The 17,177-nt window shown below is 44.6% G+C and carries 19 protein-coding genes and 1 pseudogene; 9 read left to right on the forward strand and 11 right to left on the reverse strand.

The window, feature by feature from the left end; all coding sequences use genetic code 11:
* Positions 1-269: 269 nt before the first annotated feature.
* The 4 genes from rhaB to AC55NX_RS18685 all read left to right on the forward strand — a co-directional run bounded on the left by rhaB (position 270) and on the right by AC55NX_RS18685 (position 5,022).
* Entirely contained in the window at positions 270-1,715 is a 1,446-nt protein-coding gene (rhaB, locus tag AC55NX_RS18670) for a rhamnulokinase (RefSeq protein WP_496997104.1), read from the forward strand.
* Between the two features lie 11 nt (positions 1,716-1,726).
* Positions 1,727-2,986, forward strand: a complete 1,260-nt coding sequence (locus AC55NX_RS18675; protein WP_496997105.1) for an L-rhamnose isomerase — start codon at positions 1,727-1,729, stop codon at positions 2,984-2,986.
* Positions 2,987-3,068: 82 nt separating this feature from the next.
* A complete protein-coding gene (rhaD, locus tag AC55NX_RS18680; protein ID WP_496997106.1) occupies positions 3,069-3,869 on the forward strand; it encodes a rhamnulose-1-phosphate aldolase in 801 nt (266 codons plus the stop codon).
* A gap of 10 nt (positions 3,870-3,879) precedes the next feature.
* Complete coding sequence (locus tag AC55NX_RS18685) at positions 3,880-5,022, forward strand: iron-containing alcohol dehydrogenase (protein ID WP_496997107.1); 1,143 nt, start codon at positions 3,880-3,882, stop codon at positions 5,020-5,022.
* Positions 5,023-5,563: 541 nt separating this feature from the next.
* On the opposite strand, the gene AC55NX_RS18690 is transcribed toward AC55NX_RS18685, so the two are convergent.
* Positions 5,564-6,058, reverse strand: coding sequence for a GNAT family N-acetyltransferase (locus AC55NX_RS18690; protein ID WP_496997108.1), 495 nt, complete (start codon positions 6,056-6,058; stop codon positions 5,564-5,566).
* Positions 6,055-6,327: a type II toxin-antitoxin system TacA family antitoxin gene (locus AC55NX_RS18695; protein ID WP_038181625.1), complete on the reverse strand. Its 273-nt coding sequence runs from the start codon at positions 6,325-6,327 to the stop codon at positions 6,055-6,057. Before AC55NX_RS18695 ends, AC55NX_RS18690 begins: the two co-directional genes overlap by 4 nt.
* A 151-nt stretch (positions 6,328-6,478) precedes the next feature.
* Here AC55NX_RS18695 and AC55NX_RS18700 point away from each other — a divergent pair, with 151 nt between their 5' ends.
* The 3 genes from AC55NX_RS18700 (at position 6,479) to AC55NX_RS18710 (ending at position 8,536) form a co-directional block, all read left to right on the forward strand.
* Entirely contained in the window at positions 6,479-6,598 is a 120-nt protein-coding gene (locus tag AC55NX_RS18700) for a pyocin-S2/colicin E7-DNase domain-containing protein (protein WP_496997109.1), read from the forward strand.
* Positions 6,599-6,896: 298 nt separating this feature from the next.
* Entirely contained in the window at positions 6,897-7,775 is an 879-nt protein-coding gene (locus tag AC55NX_RS18705; RefSeq protein ID WP_496997110.1) for a HEPN domain-containing protein, read from the forward strand.
* Between the two features lie 392 nt (positions 7,776-8,167).
* Complete coding sequence (locus AC55NX_RS18710) at positions 8,168-8,536, forward strand: hypothetical protein (RefSeq protein ID WP_496997111.1); 369 nt, start codon at positions 8,168-8,170, stop codon at positions 8,534-8,536.
* Between the two features lie 57 nt (positions 8,537-8,593).
* Here AC55NX_RS18710 and AC55NX_RS18715 read toward each other — a convergent pair whose 3' ends face one another.
* From AC55NX_RS18715 to AC55NX_RS18725, 3 genes and pseudogenes are all read right to left on the reverse strand, one after another.
* A complete protein-coding gene (locus AC55NX_RS18715) occupies positions 8,594-9,187 on the reverse strand; it encodes a hypothetical protein (protein ID WP_496997112.1) in 594 nt (197 codons plus the stop codon).
* Between the two features lie 90 nt (positions 9,188-9,277).
* Positions 9,278-9,685 (reverse strand): hypothetical protein, encoded by a 408-nt coding sequence (locus AC55NX_RS18720; protein ID WP_496997113.1) that lies wholly within the window; start codon positions 9,683-9,685, stop codon positions 9,278-9,280.
* Between the two features lie 564 nt (positions 9,686-10,249).
* A pseudogene (locus AC55NX_RS18725) lies at positions 10,250-10,408 on the reverse strand (GNAT family N-acetyltransferase); the annotation flags it as partial.
* Positions 10,409-10,555: 147 nt separating this feature from the next.
* On the opposite strand from AC55NX_RS18725, the gene AC55NX_RS18730 reads away from it, so the two are divergent.
* Positions 10,556-11,221: a type IV toxin-antitoxin system AbiEi family antitoxin domain-containing protein gene (locus AC55NX_RS18730; RefSeq protein WP_059122251.1), complete on the forward strand. Its 666-nt coding sequence runs from the start codon at positions 10,556-10,558 to the stop codon at positions 11,219-11,221.
* The gene (locus AC55NX_RS18735) at positions 11,208-11,936 is read left to right on the forward strand and encodes a Fic/DOC family protein (RefSeq protein WP_496997114.1); all 729 of its coding nucleotides are present in this window, start codon (positions 11,208-11,210) and stop codon (positions 11,934-11,936) included. The genes AC55NX_RS18730 and AC55NX_RS18735 overlap by 14 nt, the downstream gene beginning before the upstream one ends.
* 248 nt (positions 11,937-12,184) lie before the next feature.
* On the opposite strand, the gene AC55NX_RS18740 is transcribed toward AC55NX_RS18735, so the two are convergent.
* From AC55NX_RS18740 to AC55NX_RS18765, 6 genes are all read right to left on the reverse strand, one after another.
* Positions 12,185-13,231 carry a type II toxin-antitoxin system HipA family toxin gene (locus tag AC55NX_RS18740; RefSeq protein WP_496997115.1) on the reverse strand — a complete coding sequence of 349 codons (1,047 nt, stop codon included), beginning with the start codon at positions 13,229-13,231 and terminating at the stop codon, positions 12,185-12,187.
* On the reverse strand, positions 13,215-13,541 hold the full coding sequence (locus AC55NX_RS18745; protein ID WP_059122254.1) for a HipA N-terminal domain-containing protein: 327 nt from the start codon (positions 13,539-13,541) through the stop codon (positions 13,215-13,217). The genes AC55NX_RS18740 and AC55NX_RS18745 overlap by 17 nt, the downstream gene beginning before the upstream one ends.
* Positions 13,526-13,846: a helix-turn-helix domain-containing protein gene (locus tag AC55NX_RS18750; protein WP_496997116.1), complete on the reverse strand. Its 321-nt coding sequence runs from the start codon at positions 13,844-13,846 to the stop codon at positions 13,526-13,528. The genes AC55NX_RS18745 and AC55NX_RS18750 overlap by 16 nt, the downstream gene beginning before the upstream one ends.
* Positions 13,847-14,174: 328 nt before the next feature.
* Positions 14,175-14,834: a LutC/YkgG family protein gene (locus AC55NX_RS18755; RefSeq protein WP_496997117.1), complete on the reverse strand. Its 660-nt coding sequence runs from the start codon at positions 14,832-14,834 to the stop codon at positions 14,175-14,177.
* Positions 14,831-16,276: a LutB/LldF family L-lactate oxidation iron-sulfur protein gene (locus AC55NX_RS18760; protein WP_496997118.1), complete on the reverse strand. Its 1,446-nt coding sequence runs from the start codon at positions 16,274-16,276 to the stop codon at positions 14,831-14,833. The genes AC55NX_RS18755 and AC55NX_RS18760 overlap by 4 nt, the downstream gene beginning before the upstream one ends.
* Entirely contained in the window at positions 16,273-17,061 is a 789-nt protein-coding gene (locus AC55NX_RS18765) for a (Fe-S)-binding protein (protein ID WP_496997119.1), read from the reverse strand. The genes AC55NX_RS18760 and AC55NX_RS18765 overlap by 4 nt, the downstream gene beginning before the upstream one ends.
* Between the last annotated feature and the right edge of the window lie 116 nt (positions 17,062-17,177).

Genomic DNA, 17,177 nt, shown 5'->3' on the forward strand with positions numbered 1-17,177 from the left:
ACATAAAAAAATCCGATAAACATAGTCTATCGGATTTTTACACACTGGGAGGATCGTGCAATTGATCTGTCGATTAATGCCTTAACTGATCGGCATTACCGCTTTAACCCTTGTTTTTTATAGTGTTAAAACACTGTTTATCAAAAGTTTGAAACTCCGCATGAGCTTCTTGAAAAAAACGCACCAATTGCGTTTTTACGGGGGGATTTTTGAAGTTATTCCGTTGCAAAAAACGGTGTAATACCTCTAAAGAACAAGAGGTGGTATTCATGATGAAGGCTGTGATTGCAATAGACCTTGGGGCGTCAAGCGGACGTGTAATGGTCGGTTATCTGAACAACGGAAAAATCGAACTCGAAGAGTTTCACCGTTTTCAAAACCAACAAGTGATGCATGGTAATGAGTCGTGCTGGGATCTCTACTCAATCCTGGAAGAGATCAAAGTAGGCATCAATAAAGTAGTGGCGACAGGTGTAGAGATTACATCGCTGGGCATTGATACCTGGGGTGTCGATTTTGTGCTGCTAGACAAATTCGGTAAACACTTAGGTGAATTTGTCAGTTACCGTGATGCACGTACCGAAGGTGTCCAAGATAAGCTGTTAGCGGATAATCAGCTAACCTTGCAAGACATCTACACTACAACAGGCATTCAGTTCCTTCCTTTTAACACCATTAACCAGTTAAAAGCGATTCACGATCAACAGCCTGAATGGTATGGCGATATTGATACCCTACTGTTTATCCCGGATTACCTGAACTACAAATTATCCGGTGTTAAACACTGTGAGTACACCAATGCATCCACCAGCCAGCTTCTGGACTGCAAAGAGAAAGTGTGGAGCAAAGAGCTGATCAAGGCGTGTGGCGCAAAAATGAATTGGTTCCTGCCACCTAAAATGCCAAACCGCATTATTGGTGAGTACCACTTAGCTGATCTACAAATCCCTGTATGTTCAGTGGCAAGCCACGATACCGCGTCAGCAGTGGCAGCAACGCCAATTGCACACGAGAACATGGCTTACCTGAGTTCCGGCACCTGGTCTCTGGTGGGGATTGAAAGCTTTGAGCCTTACACCAGCGAACTTGCTTACCGATACAACCTGACCAACGAAGGTGGTGTGGATGGCCGCTATCGCATTCTGAAAAACATCATGGGCTTGTGGCTAATTCAGCGCATTAAAGCAGAAAACCCATCACTGACGTTCCCGGATATCGCCAGTCTGGCACGCCAGGCACAGCCGTTTAAGTGCATCGTCAACCCTAATGACAACGATTTCTTAAACCCTGCGTCTATGACACAAGCGATTAAAAACTGGTTTAAGAAGCGCAACCTTGAAACGCCGGAAACCCTTTCCGAAGTCATTCGCTGTATCTACGACAGCCTAGTACTGGCCTACGACAAAGTACTGACTGAACTTGCGGAAGTTACCGGTAAACCAATTACCGAACTGCGCATTCTCGGCGGCGGCACGCAAGACCAGTTCCTTAACCAACTTTGTGCCGATGTCTGTCAAATCAAGGTATCGACCGAACCGGCAGAAGCCTCCGCACTGGGCAACGTGATCAACCAGTTTATCGCGTCCGACATTATTACCTCGCTCGAAGAAGGCCGCCAGATTATCGATGCCTCTTCTGATGTGAAGAACTTCACTGCAAACCCTATTGAGGGATTGGAACAAATCAAATCCCAATTCCAACAAATAACTAAATAAGGTACCTAACCATGAGCAAAGAGCAGATCATTTCAGCTTACGAGCAAGCAAAAGCGGTTTTCGAAAAGTACGGTGTGGACACAAATAAAGCACTGGAGCTACTGAACCAGACACCAATCTCTATGCACTGCTGGCAAGGCGACGATGTACGTGGTTTTGAATCGCCAGAAACAGCACTTAGTGGCGGTATCAAGGCAACGGGTAATCACCCGGGCGCAGCAAAAACACCGGATCAACTGCGTGCTGATATGGAAAAAGCCTTCTCTCTTATTCCTGGTAAGAAGCGCGTAAACCTGCACGCGATTTACATTGATGCCGATGAATATGTAGAACGTGACCAAATCAAACCTGAGCACTTTTCTCGCTGGGTTGAGTGGGCGAAGAAACAAGACCTTGGTCTGGACTTCAACCCGACGTTGTTCTCTCATCCTAAAGCGGACGACGGCCTGACGCTGTCTCACCCGGACGAAGAGATCCGTCAGTTCTGGATTGAGCACGTAAAAGCAAGCCGTAAGATTTCTGAATACTTTGGCCGTGAACTTGGCACTGCATCATTCATGAACATCTGGATCCCGGATGGCATGAAAGATCAACCTGTAGACCGCCTGTCTCCACGCGCACGTCTTGCAGACTCTCTGGACAAAGCTCTGACTGAGAAGATTTCTCCTGAGTTCCACAAAGATGCAGTAGAAAGCAAACTGTTCGGTATAGGCGCAGAAGCATTCACCGTTGGCAGCAATGAGTTCTACCTAGCGTACGCAGCAACCCGCGGCACGGCACTATGTCTCGATGCAGGTCACTTCCACCCAACTGAAGTGATCAGCGACAAAATCAGTTCATGTTCACTGTACGTCAATGACCTGCAGCTACATGTAACCCGTCCGGTTCGCTGGGACTCTGACCACGTGGTGTCGTTCGATGACGAAACTCAGGCAATCATGCGTGAAATCGTACGTAACAACCTGCTGGATCGCGTAGCAATTGGCTTGGACTTCTTTGATGCATCAATCAACCGCGTAGCGGCTTGGGTTATCGGTACCCGCAACGCACAAAAAGCCCTGCTTAAAGCCCTGCTTGAACCAGTAGAGCAACTAAAAGCGGCAGAAGCGTCATTCGATTACACCACACGCCTTGGACTGATTGAAGAAACTCATTCTTTACCATGGGCAGCTGTATGGAATTACCACTGCCTACAAAATGAAGTCCCTATTGGCTTTGATTGGATCAATGACGTGAAAGACTACGAAGCGACCATTCTGGAAACACGTTAATTCAAATCGCTCAATAACCAACAAGTCAGATTACATGTCTGGCTTGTTTGGTTAAGTTAACTAAATATAAAAGGCTAATACTATGATTCAATTAAACGATGCAGTGATGCGCGAAATCGAAAAAGTCAGCGAAGTTTCTCAGTACCTTTGGCAACGTGAATGGGCAGAGCGTAATGGCGGTAACATCTCTATTGACGTCACTGACCTATTCGACGAAATGCCTCAAGTAGACGTTCAGGAAAAAGCACTACCACTGCAGCTTCCGATTGAAAGTGCTAACCGAATCTACTACGTAAAAGGTACTGGTCAGCGTATCCGCGAACTGCGTGATCCTGCCTATGCTGGTTGCGTTCTGAAAATCAACGCAGCAGCCAACGGCTACCAGATTCTTTGGGGCGGCAAAGCGAGCGAAGATTTCGCACCAACGTCTGAGTTTATCAGCCACATCAAAATACTGGTCGATAAAATCAAAGCGGGCTCCGACCACAGATCCGTAGTTCACACTCACCCACTAGAGCTGATTGCCCTGTCTCATCACCCAGACATATCTAAGAGCAGCGAACTGTTCACCCATACCTGCTGGAAAATGCTACCGGAAGTACGCGCATTTGTACCACGCGGTATCGGCATGATCCCGTACTGCCTGCCTTCTTCAGAAGAAATGGCAGACGCTACAACAGCCGCACTGCTAGATCATGACGTCGCAATCTGGGAAAAGCACGGCGCGACTGCTTCTGGCGCGGATGTTCAGCAAGCATTTGATTATATTGACGTTGCCAATAAGGGCGCCAAATTATACCTGATGTGTACATCGGCTGGTTATGAACCGGAAGGTGTGACTAAAGAAAACATGGAAATTTTGAAACGTGAATTTAACCTATAAGAGGTGAATTATGAGTGTGTTCAAACTGGCTTTTCCGAAAATCAACTACTCCGGTGTCGGAGCAATTGAAGCACTGATTGAGCGTCTGTCCGACGAACATGGCAGTGAAAAAGGGCTACTTATCAGTGATCCAGCACTGGTAGAGCTTGGCTTCGCTGATAAGTTTCTCGACAGCGCGTTAAATCTGGTACTGTTCAAAGATGTACGTCCAAACCCGGATACCAATACCGTAAATACCGCCTACGGCATGTATTGCGATTCTGGCGCGCAGTTTATTATCGGATTTGGTGGTGGTAGTTCGATTGATACCGCAAAGGCAATCAAGATCCTTTCTGCCAATGAAGGCCCGATTGCGGCGTATAATGGCGTCGAGAAAGTAAAACGTCTTGGCGCCCGGCTGTATGCGATAAATACCACCGCTGGTACTGCTGCAGAAGTGACAAGTAACGCCGTGATCACAGACACAGAGACGCATGTCAAACACGTAATCATCTCCGATAAGATCATCCCAGAAATCTCAGTCAACGACCCTAGCGTTATGTTAGGTCTGCCTAGCAGCACGACAGCAGCTACTGGTATTGATGCATTGACACACGCGGTTGAGTCTTTTGTATCCGTTGGGGCACACAAACTTACCGATTATATTTCTCTTGAAGCGATCAAAACCATCGCACACAGCTTACCACTGGCGGTCGATGACGGCGCAAATGTGGATGCCCGTGAGATGATGGCGTACGGTCAGTTTATCGCTGGCTTGTCATTCAACAGTGTCGGTTTAGGTATGGTTCACGCTATGGCTCACCCTGCCGGTGCACATAAAGACCTTCCCCACGGAGTGTGTAACGCAATCTTGTTGCCTATCGTGTGTGAATTTAACCGTCCGTACTGCGTTGAAAAATTCGCACAGGTTGCCGAGGCACTTGGCGCAGACACATCTGGCATGACAGCAGAAGATGCAAGTCTAGCAGCGATTGATGAACTTAATGCTCTGAATCGCCGCGTGGGTATCCCTGAAGGCTTTGCTCAGCTAGGTGTAACAGAAGAAGATATTCTGAGCTGGGTAGATGATGCTCTGGCTGACCCTTGTGCAGGCGGTAACCCGCATCCAATGACTCGTGATCAAGTAATCGCATTGTATAAAAAAGCACTGTAACTTCGGAAGGTTCAGTATTTACTCTTTGTTCGGCAATACATCGCTAACAACATTAACACGAATGCCAACGAAACCATGTTGGCATTCCCCTCCTTTCTAATTTTTATATCCAATTGAAATTTATCAACAATGTTTGTTGCGAATGAATTTTCAACTAAGTATTGGTACTTATATAAGCACCATTGCATACTTTCTTTTTAATCTTGTCCGTAATTACGGCTGCATCCTAGATCTCTACTAATCCTGTTTCTATTTATTCCCTGTTCTGCAAGCTCCTTTTGCGCATCTGATGAATAGAGTCTGCTACCAGAAAAAATAGGTCAATCTGTAGAAATAGAAGATTACACTAAGTCTTCGGCTATCAAACTTCGGGGCAATAATTAGTTGGGATACACGAAGATTGTTCATTTCAAAAGCTATACAGATGCTACATGAGGTTTTTATTTTGCTTTTACTTTATGTATAACTTATTGAAACTAATGGGTTAAAGTGTTTTATTGCAACCCCTTAACAGGACGTTCGTTAGTTTGCTTAAAATGTGTTAGCTCAGGCTGGCTCGAATATCAGCAATCGTGATAAATAGTCGGTTTTCTGTATCTTTAAATGCGGTAAACCCATATTGTTCATAAAAGTGTTTTGCGCCGTCTTTTGCATCAACGATAACAACAGGAAAAGCGACAGTATCACTGGCAGTCAGTAGTTTGCGAAGAGCGTCGATCAATAACCATTCGCCAAAACCTTTCCCTTGAAAATTTGCATCAACGGCTAAACGAGCAATGAGTCCGCCAGACGTTGATGAGTGGTGCTTTTTCTGTAGTTTATCTGGTAAAGCATTTAGATCAATTGGCGTCATGGTTAAAGTGTAAAATCCAATAATTCTGGATTCATCGTTATCATCTTCCAGAATAAAAGTTCTGGTGTTATCTTTCTTTGCTTGCTGACTCGCCATAACTTTCAGATAGTTATTCAGAGTACTGATACCGCAGTCGAATCGGTTTCTGTTATGTTTAGACTTATCAAGGAGTACCGTATTCATTGTTGAGTCTTATCTTCATAACGTTGAGCCGCAGTTTTCAGTTTTGCATTTGATGTAGCCGGACGGTCGAGTGCATCCATCAATAACATAGCGTCAGCTTGGCTAAGTTTTAGTGTTTCTTCGCGTTCGATAACTTGCATTGCTTTTTCAGTAGCGGCGCTGAGAACGAATGAATTAATACTCGGCATACCGGCAATAGCAGCAGCTTTAGCCAGTAAGTCTTGTGTTTCAACGTCGACTCGGGCAGTGATGCGAGGTAGTGTTGCCATAAATAATCTCCCTTTGTGCCAAAATGTCACATCGGATTATGGTATCAAATGGCGAGAAAAGCAACCTGTGTGTCACTTTGGCACATAAATCTAACAAATCACATCAATTGACAGGTATTTTGTAACTGAACTCAGCATTAGCTGCTGCTTGTTGTCTGAGATTCATCATGTTGAAGAAATACAATATGGTGGTGCTATCTATGATGTTGATAATACGAGAGTTGTGACCCCAGAAAATCATAAGAGAATTCACTATGGAGATAAGCAATGATACCGTTTAAGAACAGCCTCTCAGAGTATACAGAACGCGAATTTACTTAATTTGTTGAACTTATTTGTGATAATGAATGACCTGAGTCGGAAGAAGATAAACTGGTTCGTCATTTTTCAAAGATTGTGTGTCATGCCCGAAGCTGGAAGCGGAGACAATCATAGAGGCAAGGAATAAAAAAGAACCGCGTCGCATTTTACCTTTGAGCCGTGCTAAAACGATGATAAACGGTGTTTTTTGCTGAGTGCTTCTTTTATGCTAGCGCTATTCATCCACAACGAGTTTCAATACTGCGATTATGAAAACATCCCTCGACCATCTGCCCGAATATAAACAGCGTGAGCTGGCGGACATCTCAATGATTCTGCGCGATACACTGGAAGATTATCTGCAAGGTAAAAAGGGCAGTAAGAGTGAATTTCGTATTCTGAAAATTATTCTGTTCGGCAGCCATGCCAAAGGCAGTTGGGTCAAGGATCCGGTCAATGGTTATATCAGCGATTACGATATTCTGGTGATCGTTAATAAAGTCGCCTTGGTGGAGGATTATGTGGTCTGGCAGCGTGCCGAAGAGCAAATTGATCGCAAAGTGAAATCGGCCCCGTTGGGTTTGATTGTCCACGATTTAAAGGAAGTGAACGAGCGCTTGCAACAGGGGCACTATTTTTTTAAGGATATCCGTGAAGAGGGCATTGAACTGTTTGCTGCGACGCCGAAATTACTGGCGGAGCCGGGTGATCTGACGGAGGAAGAAAAACGGGAGATTGCCCGTAAGCATTATGAGCAGTGGATAGAGAATGCTGCTGATAGTATTAAAGTTTTTCATTATACTTTTCATGAATCCATGCTTAATGAAGCAGCATTCAACCTGCATCAGGCAACGGAGCGTCTTTTTGCCTGTACATTACTCACTTGTACCAACTACCTGCCGAAGTCTCACAATATCGAGAAACTCGGTAATCTGTGTGCGCAGATTTATCCGGCCTTTGCTGAGATTTTCCCGATGGACAACAAATTCCACCGTCGTAGTTTCCGGCGTCTGCAACGGGCGTATATTGATGCGCGTTATTCAGCGCACTACGAAATCACCGAAGAAGAGTTGAATTATTTGGTGGCAGAAGTGCAGCGGTTGCAGGCATTAACCGAACAGATTTGTCGGGGGAGAATAGGGGATTGAGTGTTGTATTTTAATTAGTAGCTTTTGGCATTGGGATGTGACGCACAATTACGTTTTTCGGTTTCAGAGACATCGGTGTTTTGTGCGCCAGTTACTCTTGCAGAGATGCAAGCGTAACCAGAAGATCTTTTTTGTTTTGATTGAAGAGGTTTCAGCGGATCAATACTCTACCCATCATTTTCACTTTCCTAGCCTCCGGCTCCCAAATTTGACGCACAATCAGCGTCAGTGATTTCAGAGGCATAGGTGTTCTGTGCGCCAGTTCATCTTTCAGAGATGAAAGACGAACCAGAAAATCTTTTTTGTTTGGCTTGGTCGCACGTTGTTCAGAACCAGCTTTTACGGGCGTCCTGCCCGGAAAAGCCTAACCATTCATCCATGAATGGTTTTCTTTGTTTGGTGATTTGTTTGAATTGGGTGAAATCTCTTTAAGGCGAAGCCAACTTGATCGATGCTCTCAGGGTGAAAAATCATGGACGATTTTTCAGGATTGCTTGAGCAGGATGCGAATCAATCCGACCCTGATTACGTGTGCTGAACTCAAAAAGATGCTTTTGGTTCCTTTTGCATCCATCAAAAGGAACTGGGGCGCAGTCGGGGATGCTAATGAAATCGAAGAAAGTCATTGCGTCCCAAACCACAGCATTACCCTTTTACTTTTTCAGCCATTGTCGTTGCAGTTTGACGCACAATTGCGTTCCTCAATTTCAGAAACTGTGGTGCTCTGTGCGCCAGTAACTCTTGCAGAGATGCAAGCGTAACCAGAAGATCTTTTTTGTTTGGCTTGGGTGTGCGTTGTCCAGAACCTTAATCATTTGTTAGGTGATTTTTGTAACCAAATAGACAATACCAGTTAGTCCTACAATCAAAAATGGTACGCATAAGAATACTGTTAACTTGAATGCCCACTCACCAGTCTTGACTCGCTCCCATTCCTTCTTAAGGATTTGGGAAGCGATTTTTTGTGCTGATATTGCACACTTTTTACAACTTTCAAAATCTTGGCTATCTGCCATGGACAAAACGTTATTTAGCCATGATAAAAACTCGTTATTTAACTTACGTAAACTCGAATTTTTATCATTTCTATTAATTCTTAGTGAAATTGTAACCCTCAATCGCATTATTTTTTGAAAGCTGTCTAAAATTTCTTTTTCTTTGATTTTTATTTCTTCTTTATTTTTTTCCGAACCATCTTGTATCAATTCAGCTCTTTCTTTATTCAAATGGCTAACAAGCATACTTGTACTGAGTAGTTCCGCAGTCTCATCTCGTAACTTATCAATCCATTGCTGCCTAAACTCGGATGTCTTAGTATGCTTTGTATTAAGCATGTTGAAGAAAGCAAATGCTGCTGTTACCCAAGCAGCAATCACACTAACTATAGCTGTATATATTTTTGGATCGTCCAACTTAAATACTCCAATGCACCTATCACCTAACGCTCGCAACACCGGGCAAATTGGAGCGCAGCGGAAATTTGATCCGCGTGCTTGCGTTTGTTATGCACTGAGATCAAACCAGACATGCTCACCATCGCCACTTTGCATTTTAAAATCTGTATTTTTAAAGATAAGATTTGAAAAGCCATCTGGGTTTTTGATTACATAATACTCAGTTTCGGAGGTGGAGCACTCACCAAATAAGAACCTATACTCTCGCTGATATGAATACTCTAGAGATTTAACTAGATTTCTCCATTTGGATTTATTACCGCTATACTCGACTTCACCACAAATTAGTGGCTTCTCGCTCAATTCTTGCAGCCTAGAAACTAACAGCTTTAAATTCGGAGCAGGAATAAACGCGTAGTACTCACCAAACTGCTTCTTCATTTTCGCCACATCTTCTTCTAGCTTATCTAAAGCTTCTTGATTTTTAGGAAGTCGGAGCGTGAACCAACAATGCATCCAAGCATCTTTATCGGTTCTATTGTGCACAGTTAGACTTAATGCGTCGCTTATATCTATATCATCAAATGTGACCGTAATAGGTTCGTCGTCTCTTTCTTTGCGATAAGAATATGCACAGCTTTCATTTTTATCCGAGACACCTTCTTGTTTATCAAGACGATAGACTTTTGGCGGAGTTCAATGAAAGCAGCTTAAGCTATCCAGAAAGCCTCCATTTCTAAAGAATTTAACTAAGCCTAAAAGTTGATTTGATTCCATTGCTTCTCCTTAAACGAGCATGCATAACAGTACCTTTTACCATACCAAACTAAGTACATAATCATTCATTAGTAAAAGCAGGTCAATGAATGATAAAAGAAATGTGTCCCAAATCTTAGGCTGGCACACTTTGGGGCAATAATTAGTTGGGATACACGAAGATTGTTCATTTCAAAAGCTATACAGATGCTACATGAGGTTTTTATTTTGCTTTTACTTTATGTATAACTTATTGAAAGTAATGGGTTAAAGTGTTTTATTGCAACCCCTTAACAGGACGTTCGTTAGTTTGCTTAAAATGTGTTAGCTCAGGCTGGCTCGAATATCAGCAATCGTGATAAATAGTCGGTTTTCTGTATCTTTAAATGCGGTAAACCCATTTTTTTCATAAAAGTGTTTTGCGCCGTCTTTTGCATCAACGACTAAACGAGCAGTGAGTCCGCCAGACGTTGATGAATGGTGCAACACAATCTCAGCTTTGATTTACTACAAATTTTAACGGTTTTTAAGGTCTTGTTTTCCATTTAAATTATTGTTTTTTATCTATTAAATTGAAGGTTTTTCCTATTGCTGTTAAAATTAAGTAGTGTGTTTTCGTAGGTGCATGTTATGAAGCTTGAAACTCGTATTAGACAATCGATAATACATCGTAAAGATGCTGTTTTTTCACGTTCAGACTTAGCTTCACTTGGTAGCCAATCTCAGATGACTGTCGTTTTATCTAAGCTAGTTGATAATGGCGAGTTGTTGAGGATTTCACGAGGATTTTATGCAAAAGCTCATTTTAAGGACGGAGAGGTAAAAACCTGTGCTCCCATAGAGCAAGTCGTTAAAGATACTGTGAAAAAACTAGGCTTACAATTGTACGGTAACACAGCCAAAGAATTAAAAAACGCTAAACCTAAGTCCACATTGGTTGTTGAAACAAAGTCATCTCGTACGGACAGAGTTTTAAATTTTAATGGTATAAAAATCATACTTAGAAGTCATAAGAAAAGTCATAGTGACAAGAACGGTGTTGCGTCGGTTGAGCAAATGCCGACAAAAGATATTAGAGAGTACGTGTTATCATTAGCTAAGCTACATAATGTTTCCTATACATATAGTTCAATAGATCAATTCGCTGATTCTGTGACTGCATTGGCAGGGGATGATATTAAGCGCGATCACGTTGAAGATTTACTGGTTGCATTAAAAAGAGCAGGAAAGTTATCTATGCAGCAAGTGGCTTTATTATCAGTGAATTATCTAAGGGAACGTCATGCCAGTCTTTGACCCTTTTTTAGATTTTGAGGAAAATGGTTATTTACAAAACAGGTTCAAAGAAAAAGACCCTAATGTAATTAGAGAACTAGAGCATACGATGTTTCGTGCTGGCTTAGATGACGCATTGAAATATCTATCAAAAAGAGAAGAAATTACATACAGGGACTTCCTAGAGGTTCATCGGATATTATTCTCTGAAATTTATCCATGGGCTGGTCGGGATAGAAATGAGTTAGTGCCTGATAAAGCTATATCTAAAGCGGGCGTTAAGTTTTGTCACCCGATGGAAATACGCCGTTCAATTGACTATGGTTTGCGGTTGGGTCAAGACAAAGAGTATATGCAGGCTAATCCCGGTGAGGTAATGGGCCTATTTGCTTATGGCCATCCTTTTCTTGACGGAAATGGTCGCACGATGTTGTTGATTCATACTGAGTTGTGCCACCGAGCTGGTTTCTCAATAGCGTGGGAAAAAACGACGAAGTTTGACTATTTGACTGCCTTAAGCAAGGAGATTGAGAGACCAAGAGATAAAACTCTAAACGCATATCTGTCTCAGTTTATCGGTTCGCCTAGAAATCGTGATGCATGGGGCGGCTCTATTCAAAGTATCAAAGGACTAAATGGCGTCGGTGAAACAAATCATGTTGATGGCGATTATTCTGATGAACAAATATCTCGAGAGTATCAAGCGTATAAATTAGAGCGAGAGCGTACAGATTAGTTGTTATTTGGTTGCTCCAATAAAACAGCACATAACAAAAATCTTGAGTCGAATAAAAATCAATCCGGCCCTGATAGCATGCGCTGAACTCAAATCCTAGGCATTTTGAGGCACTTCTTCTACCCTGAAAAAGCATCTGGGTGCGGTTGGAGATGCCATTGAAATCGATGACGTCTGAGCGCACCAACCGCTACATCACACCTTAATCTTCATCCATACCTTGTTGACGGTATAAGGGAGTCCATATATTAAACAGCAACATGGCCTAATTGACCCAAATAGTTAATTCGGCTCGATATCCATTCAGCTATTTTCTCTACGTGTTCTTGCGGCATAAAACTATGACGGTAGATATCAAGAATGGCATCTTGCTTGGCGCACAAATCTTTGATCATTTTGGTAGCCAGTTTAGGGTTGAGGCCAATATTTTGTGCGAAGATGAGAAAGTCATAGCCGGTGTAGGTACAATGTGACTGATAGCCACTTGTATTGCCATTATCGCCTTCTTCACTAGCGAGCAGAGGTAATGCTAATGGGTTCTCGTTTGCGATGTAGTCTGGATAAGGTGCTATAGATACGTAATCATAGATTGGCGCTAGTCGAGTGGTCTCTTGTTCCGGTAGCAGCACACCAATATTTCTAAGGTGTAGGTCATTATTCCCGAGAAAGTAGGCTACGAGTATTCGGTTAAATAACTCTTTCTTAAAGTTTAAGCTGCTGTCTACTTTATTAATTAAGAACTTACAGGCTTGCTCGTAGCTAACGTATCCCTCAGCATCGCCTTTTGTCTTCCCGTACTTTTCACGCACGTCCATTGCGGCATCCAATTGCTCTTGATGAATCGCTTCTTCACCTGCTTTTAAGCGGTCATAGCGCCTAATAATAAATGCGAGTTCGCCTGCTTCGTTCTGATCATGAAATCGAACTAATCCAAATGGAGGTGTGTCGAAACCGAGGAATTTCATGACTAACATTGTCGCGTGCTCGTTTTCGGCAAGATGAGGAAATTCTTCTGGTGAAGGCTTGAGAATAAATAGCGCTTTATCCGCTACTACCCCTAGCTGATTATCTTCATTGATCGCAAGAGAAAGCTTTGGTTGATAACCGGAAATACTCATGCCTTTTTGTTTCTTTGGCAACTCAGTAACAAACTCAGCACGCGAAAAAGGTAATTGAATCTGGAATCTATTCGAACCTAGTAGGGTTTTGATTTCCCCTTTTTTGTACTCGACTTGTTCTCTATTTTGTTCATTGAGCTCATCGAGGCTGATAAGACTTCTATTGCTCGGATACATGGTCTTCTAATCTCAACAGTTGGACAGCACCAAGTAAATTTTTGCCGTTGGACAAAAGCATACCTAGCGGATCGTTCTCATCAATTTTTTGTAGTTCTGAGTAGCGCTTCTTCAACCATCCTTCGGGGGCAAGACTCAGGAAAAAAGGATGTAGCTCTTTACTCTCAAATGGCCCATCTTCTAGAGGCATACTCAGCGATAAGCTACGACCTTTGTAGCTAGGTTCGTATTCGAATGTAAAGCCTTGTTCATTTTGAGACAAAACACCGCAAAACTTTCCGTACAAAAGAACTTTTACTTTTCGATCCATATTTTCATTCCTAGTTCGTTAGCAACGGTTAAAAAGTTTTCTAGTGAAGTCTTACTTGGGTCTTTAAGCATTCGTTTTATCGTTGATCTAGAAATATCCGTCTGCAATTCAAGGTCTTCTAATGAGATATCTTTCTTTCGTGATTGCATATCATCAATCAGAGTGTTCGTCTCGTAAATTGAGTAACTTGAAATAGGACGGTTGCTTGAGGCTTCAACATTGCTAAGCATCTCTTCGAAAACTTCGTGAATTTCGGACTCAAGTTTACTTGTAAGATTTCGAAGTTGTAGCACTTTAGGATTCATATTGTTGCCTCTGATGTGTCAAATATGAGCCGTATAACGATTTTGTGTAAATATAAGCTCAAAAATAGGCCTTGTAAAGCACTGTTATTCCATTTTTGACCCTTATTTTGTTCTTGTAATTATAAAGGCTCATATTTGAGCCTTTAGTGCTGTTCAATTTGAAAAATTGGAAATTTTATCATCGAGGCATGTGCGTCTACCCTGAAAAAGCATTCGGGGGCGCTTCCAGAGATGTCATTGAAGTCAGGGAAAATCATTGCGTTCCAAACAGCAGACTCACAGTTTATTTTATTTCCCCCAACCCCAACATCACTCGCCCCCAGAAAATCTACTCATCCACCACCACAATCACGATGAGCTCCCTTGGCCCGTGTGCGCCATAAGCCAGTGTCTGCTGGATATCCGCGGTTTTCGATGGGCCGGAGACTAAAACCACGTTGGTTGGCATCTGTTGGCGCCACTGCTGCGCGATCATCAGCTCCGAAAAACTGTTAAACAGCGTCGATTGACGGATCACGGCCACGTGGCATGGCGGCACCAGTGATAACGTGCGTGGCTGATGGTTATCCGGCCAGAGCACCAGCGCTCCGGTATCGGCAATCCCGGCTCGTGCATCGGTCAGCCCGACATCAACAGTGGTGAATAAGTCATCTTTCCACTGCTCGATAGTTTGTTGATATTCAGTCATCTGAATGGTTTCCAGCCCTTGGCGAAAATCATGATGCCACTGACCACTGGTGCCGATCGCCGCGTGTTGCCAGCCATGTTCTGCGCATAATTGCCGAAGGGTAGCAATCAGTTGTTGTCGCTCAATCGGTAACACTTGTGCATGGTTGGACTCTAAGGCGGTCTGAAAATGGGTCAGCTTTTCCTCACGACTGAAGTCGTTGGGATGGAAATGCCGGGCAAGTTCTGCCGAGCCATTCTCCAGCGGTGCGGGCTGGGCGGCCTTGAGCCGGTTGAAAATCTGCTGTCTGGCGTTGTTCATGACGACTTGCCTCCTTTCTGTGGCTGGTTGGCTCGTTCCTTCATCAATTGATGTAAGGTTTTGGCGGCCGGTTTCGGCGCGGTCCGGCATTGCGTCCACGGACCCAGTTTGGCCGGGATCAAATGGCGCATCTGTCCGGCAAGGCGAGTGCCGATTCGGTAAATGGTCGGGTGGGTGGCGGAATACGCAAAACTGCGCATTGCCAGTTTTTCGGTGGGTTTGTACGCCGATTTCTGGCCGCGCATGGCTTCAAGGCCGGGTTTCGGCGCGTGTTTTGCTTCGCGGCGCAGGCGCAATAACATGTCGGGAATCGGAATCCGAACCGGGCAGACTTCGCCACAAGCGCCGCACAAACTGGATGCGGTGACCAGATCTTGGGTCGCTTCGAGCCCCATCAGATGCGGGGAAATGATTTTGCCAATCGGACCGGGATAAACTGTGCCGTAGGCATGGCCGCCAATGCGGGTGTAAACCGGACAGTGGTTCATACAGGCACCGCAGCGGATACATTGCAGTGTTTTGCGTAGCTCTTCATCCCGATAGGCTTGGCTGCGCCCGTTGTCGAGCAGCACCAGATGGACTTCTTGCGGGCCGTCTTTCTCACCGTCCTGACGGGGAGAGGTGATCATGTTGAAATAGGTCGTAATCGTCTGACCGGTGGCGGAGCGGGTGAGGGCACTGAATAACGGCGGCACGTCGGTGAGAAATTCCACCACTTTTTCGATCCCGGTGATGGCGATATGGACGTTTGGCACGGTGGTGGACATCCGGCCGTTACCCTCATTTTCCACCAGACACAGGGTGCCGATTTCAGCGACCGCAAAATTGACCCCGGATAAACCGATATCCGCAGTGCGGAATTTTTCCCGCAGCTGAGTACGCCCGGTCTGGATTAAGCGATCCACATCGAGGGTCGGCTGAAAATCGGTGAGGTTATCGCGAAACGTGTCACTGACTTCCTGCTTATTTTTGTGAATGGCGGGCATGATGATATGCGAAGGCTTGTCACCGTCGAGCTGAATGATGTACTCGCCCATGTCACTTTCTAAACAGGTCACGCCGTGTTTAGCCATTTCATGGTTGAGCTCAATCTCTTCACTGACCATCGATTTACCTTTGACCATCAGTGACGCCCGATGGTGTTCTGCAATCCCGGCGATAATGGTATTGGCCTGTGCGGCATTGTCGGCCCAATGCACCTGAATACCGTTTTTCTGACAATTGGCTTCCAGTTGTTCCAAGAGTTGCGGCAGTTTACTCAGGCAGCGCTGACGAATCGCTTCCGCCAGATCCCGGGTCTGTTTTTCTTCTTGCGGGTCGGGAAAGGCAGCTTTGCGTTTGCCTTGCAGGTAGTCCATCGCACCGCGAAAATTGGCGCGTAGTTGTGGGTCACCCAGTGCCGTTTTGGCCTGTGCATGAAATTGTTGCGGAGAGTCACTCATGATGATTGCTCCTGTGTTGGCTCAGTGGTGGTTCTTTCCAGTAAGAAGCTTGCCAGATGACGCCCCTGTAGCGTGGCCGGATCGCCCTGCTGATGCTGAAAATCCAGTGCGCCATTGATATTGAGCAGGCAGCCCCAGTCGGCACTGACCAGATGATCGGCTTGGGTGGCTTTGATGTGACGGGTTTTATCTTCCACCATCGCTTGAGAAATGTTCGGGTGACGCACAGAGAATGTCCCGCCGAAGCCACAACATTCGCTTTCGTAGTCTTGGATTTTCAGCTCGACGTGCTCAAGCTGATTGAGCAGTTGGGTGGCGGTGATATGGACATTCATCTCTCTCCGGGCGGCACAGGAGGTGTGCATCACCACGGAGGTTGCCGAGCCGTGATCCTGCAATTTAGCGCGGCAGACATGCACCAGAAATTCGGTGAATTCAAACACCCGATCACAAAAGGTATGGACCATACTTTCCTGTTCGCTGCCTGCAAACAGGCGACGATAATGGTGATGCATCATGCCCCCGCAAGAGCCGGAGAGCACAATCACCGGGTAAGGCTCGGGAAACAGCGCGATTTGACTCAGAGCCACCGATTTCGCTTCATCATCATAGCCGGATGTGTAGGCCGGTTGGCCGCAACAGGTCTGTTTTTCAACGTAAATGACTTCGATATTTTGCTGCTTGAGCAAGGTAATGGCATCGAGCCCTGCATCGGGGTCGAATAGATCCACCAGACAAGTCGAGTAGAAATAGACTTTGTCCGGTTTCGCTGGGTAAATTCTCATAAGGTGCTCCAGTGAATGCATGAGTAAGTGAGGCCATCACCCTCAAAGAAACACGACGTTGGGGGAATGTCGGTTGGAAAGAAGAGTGATGGCTAATGGGTAATTCTTATTGTTAA

The sequence above is a fragment of the Vibrio rubrogenes genome, from assembly GCF_059641415.1.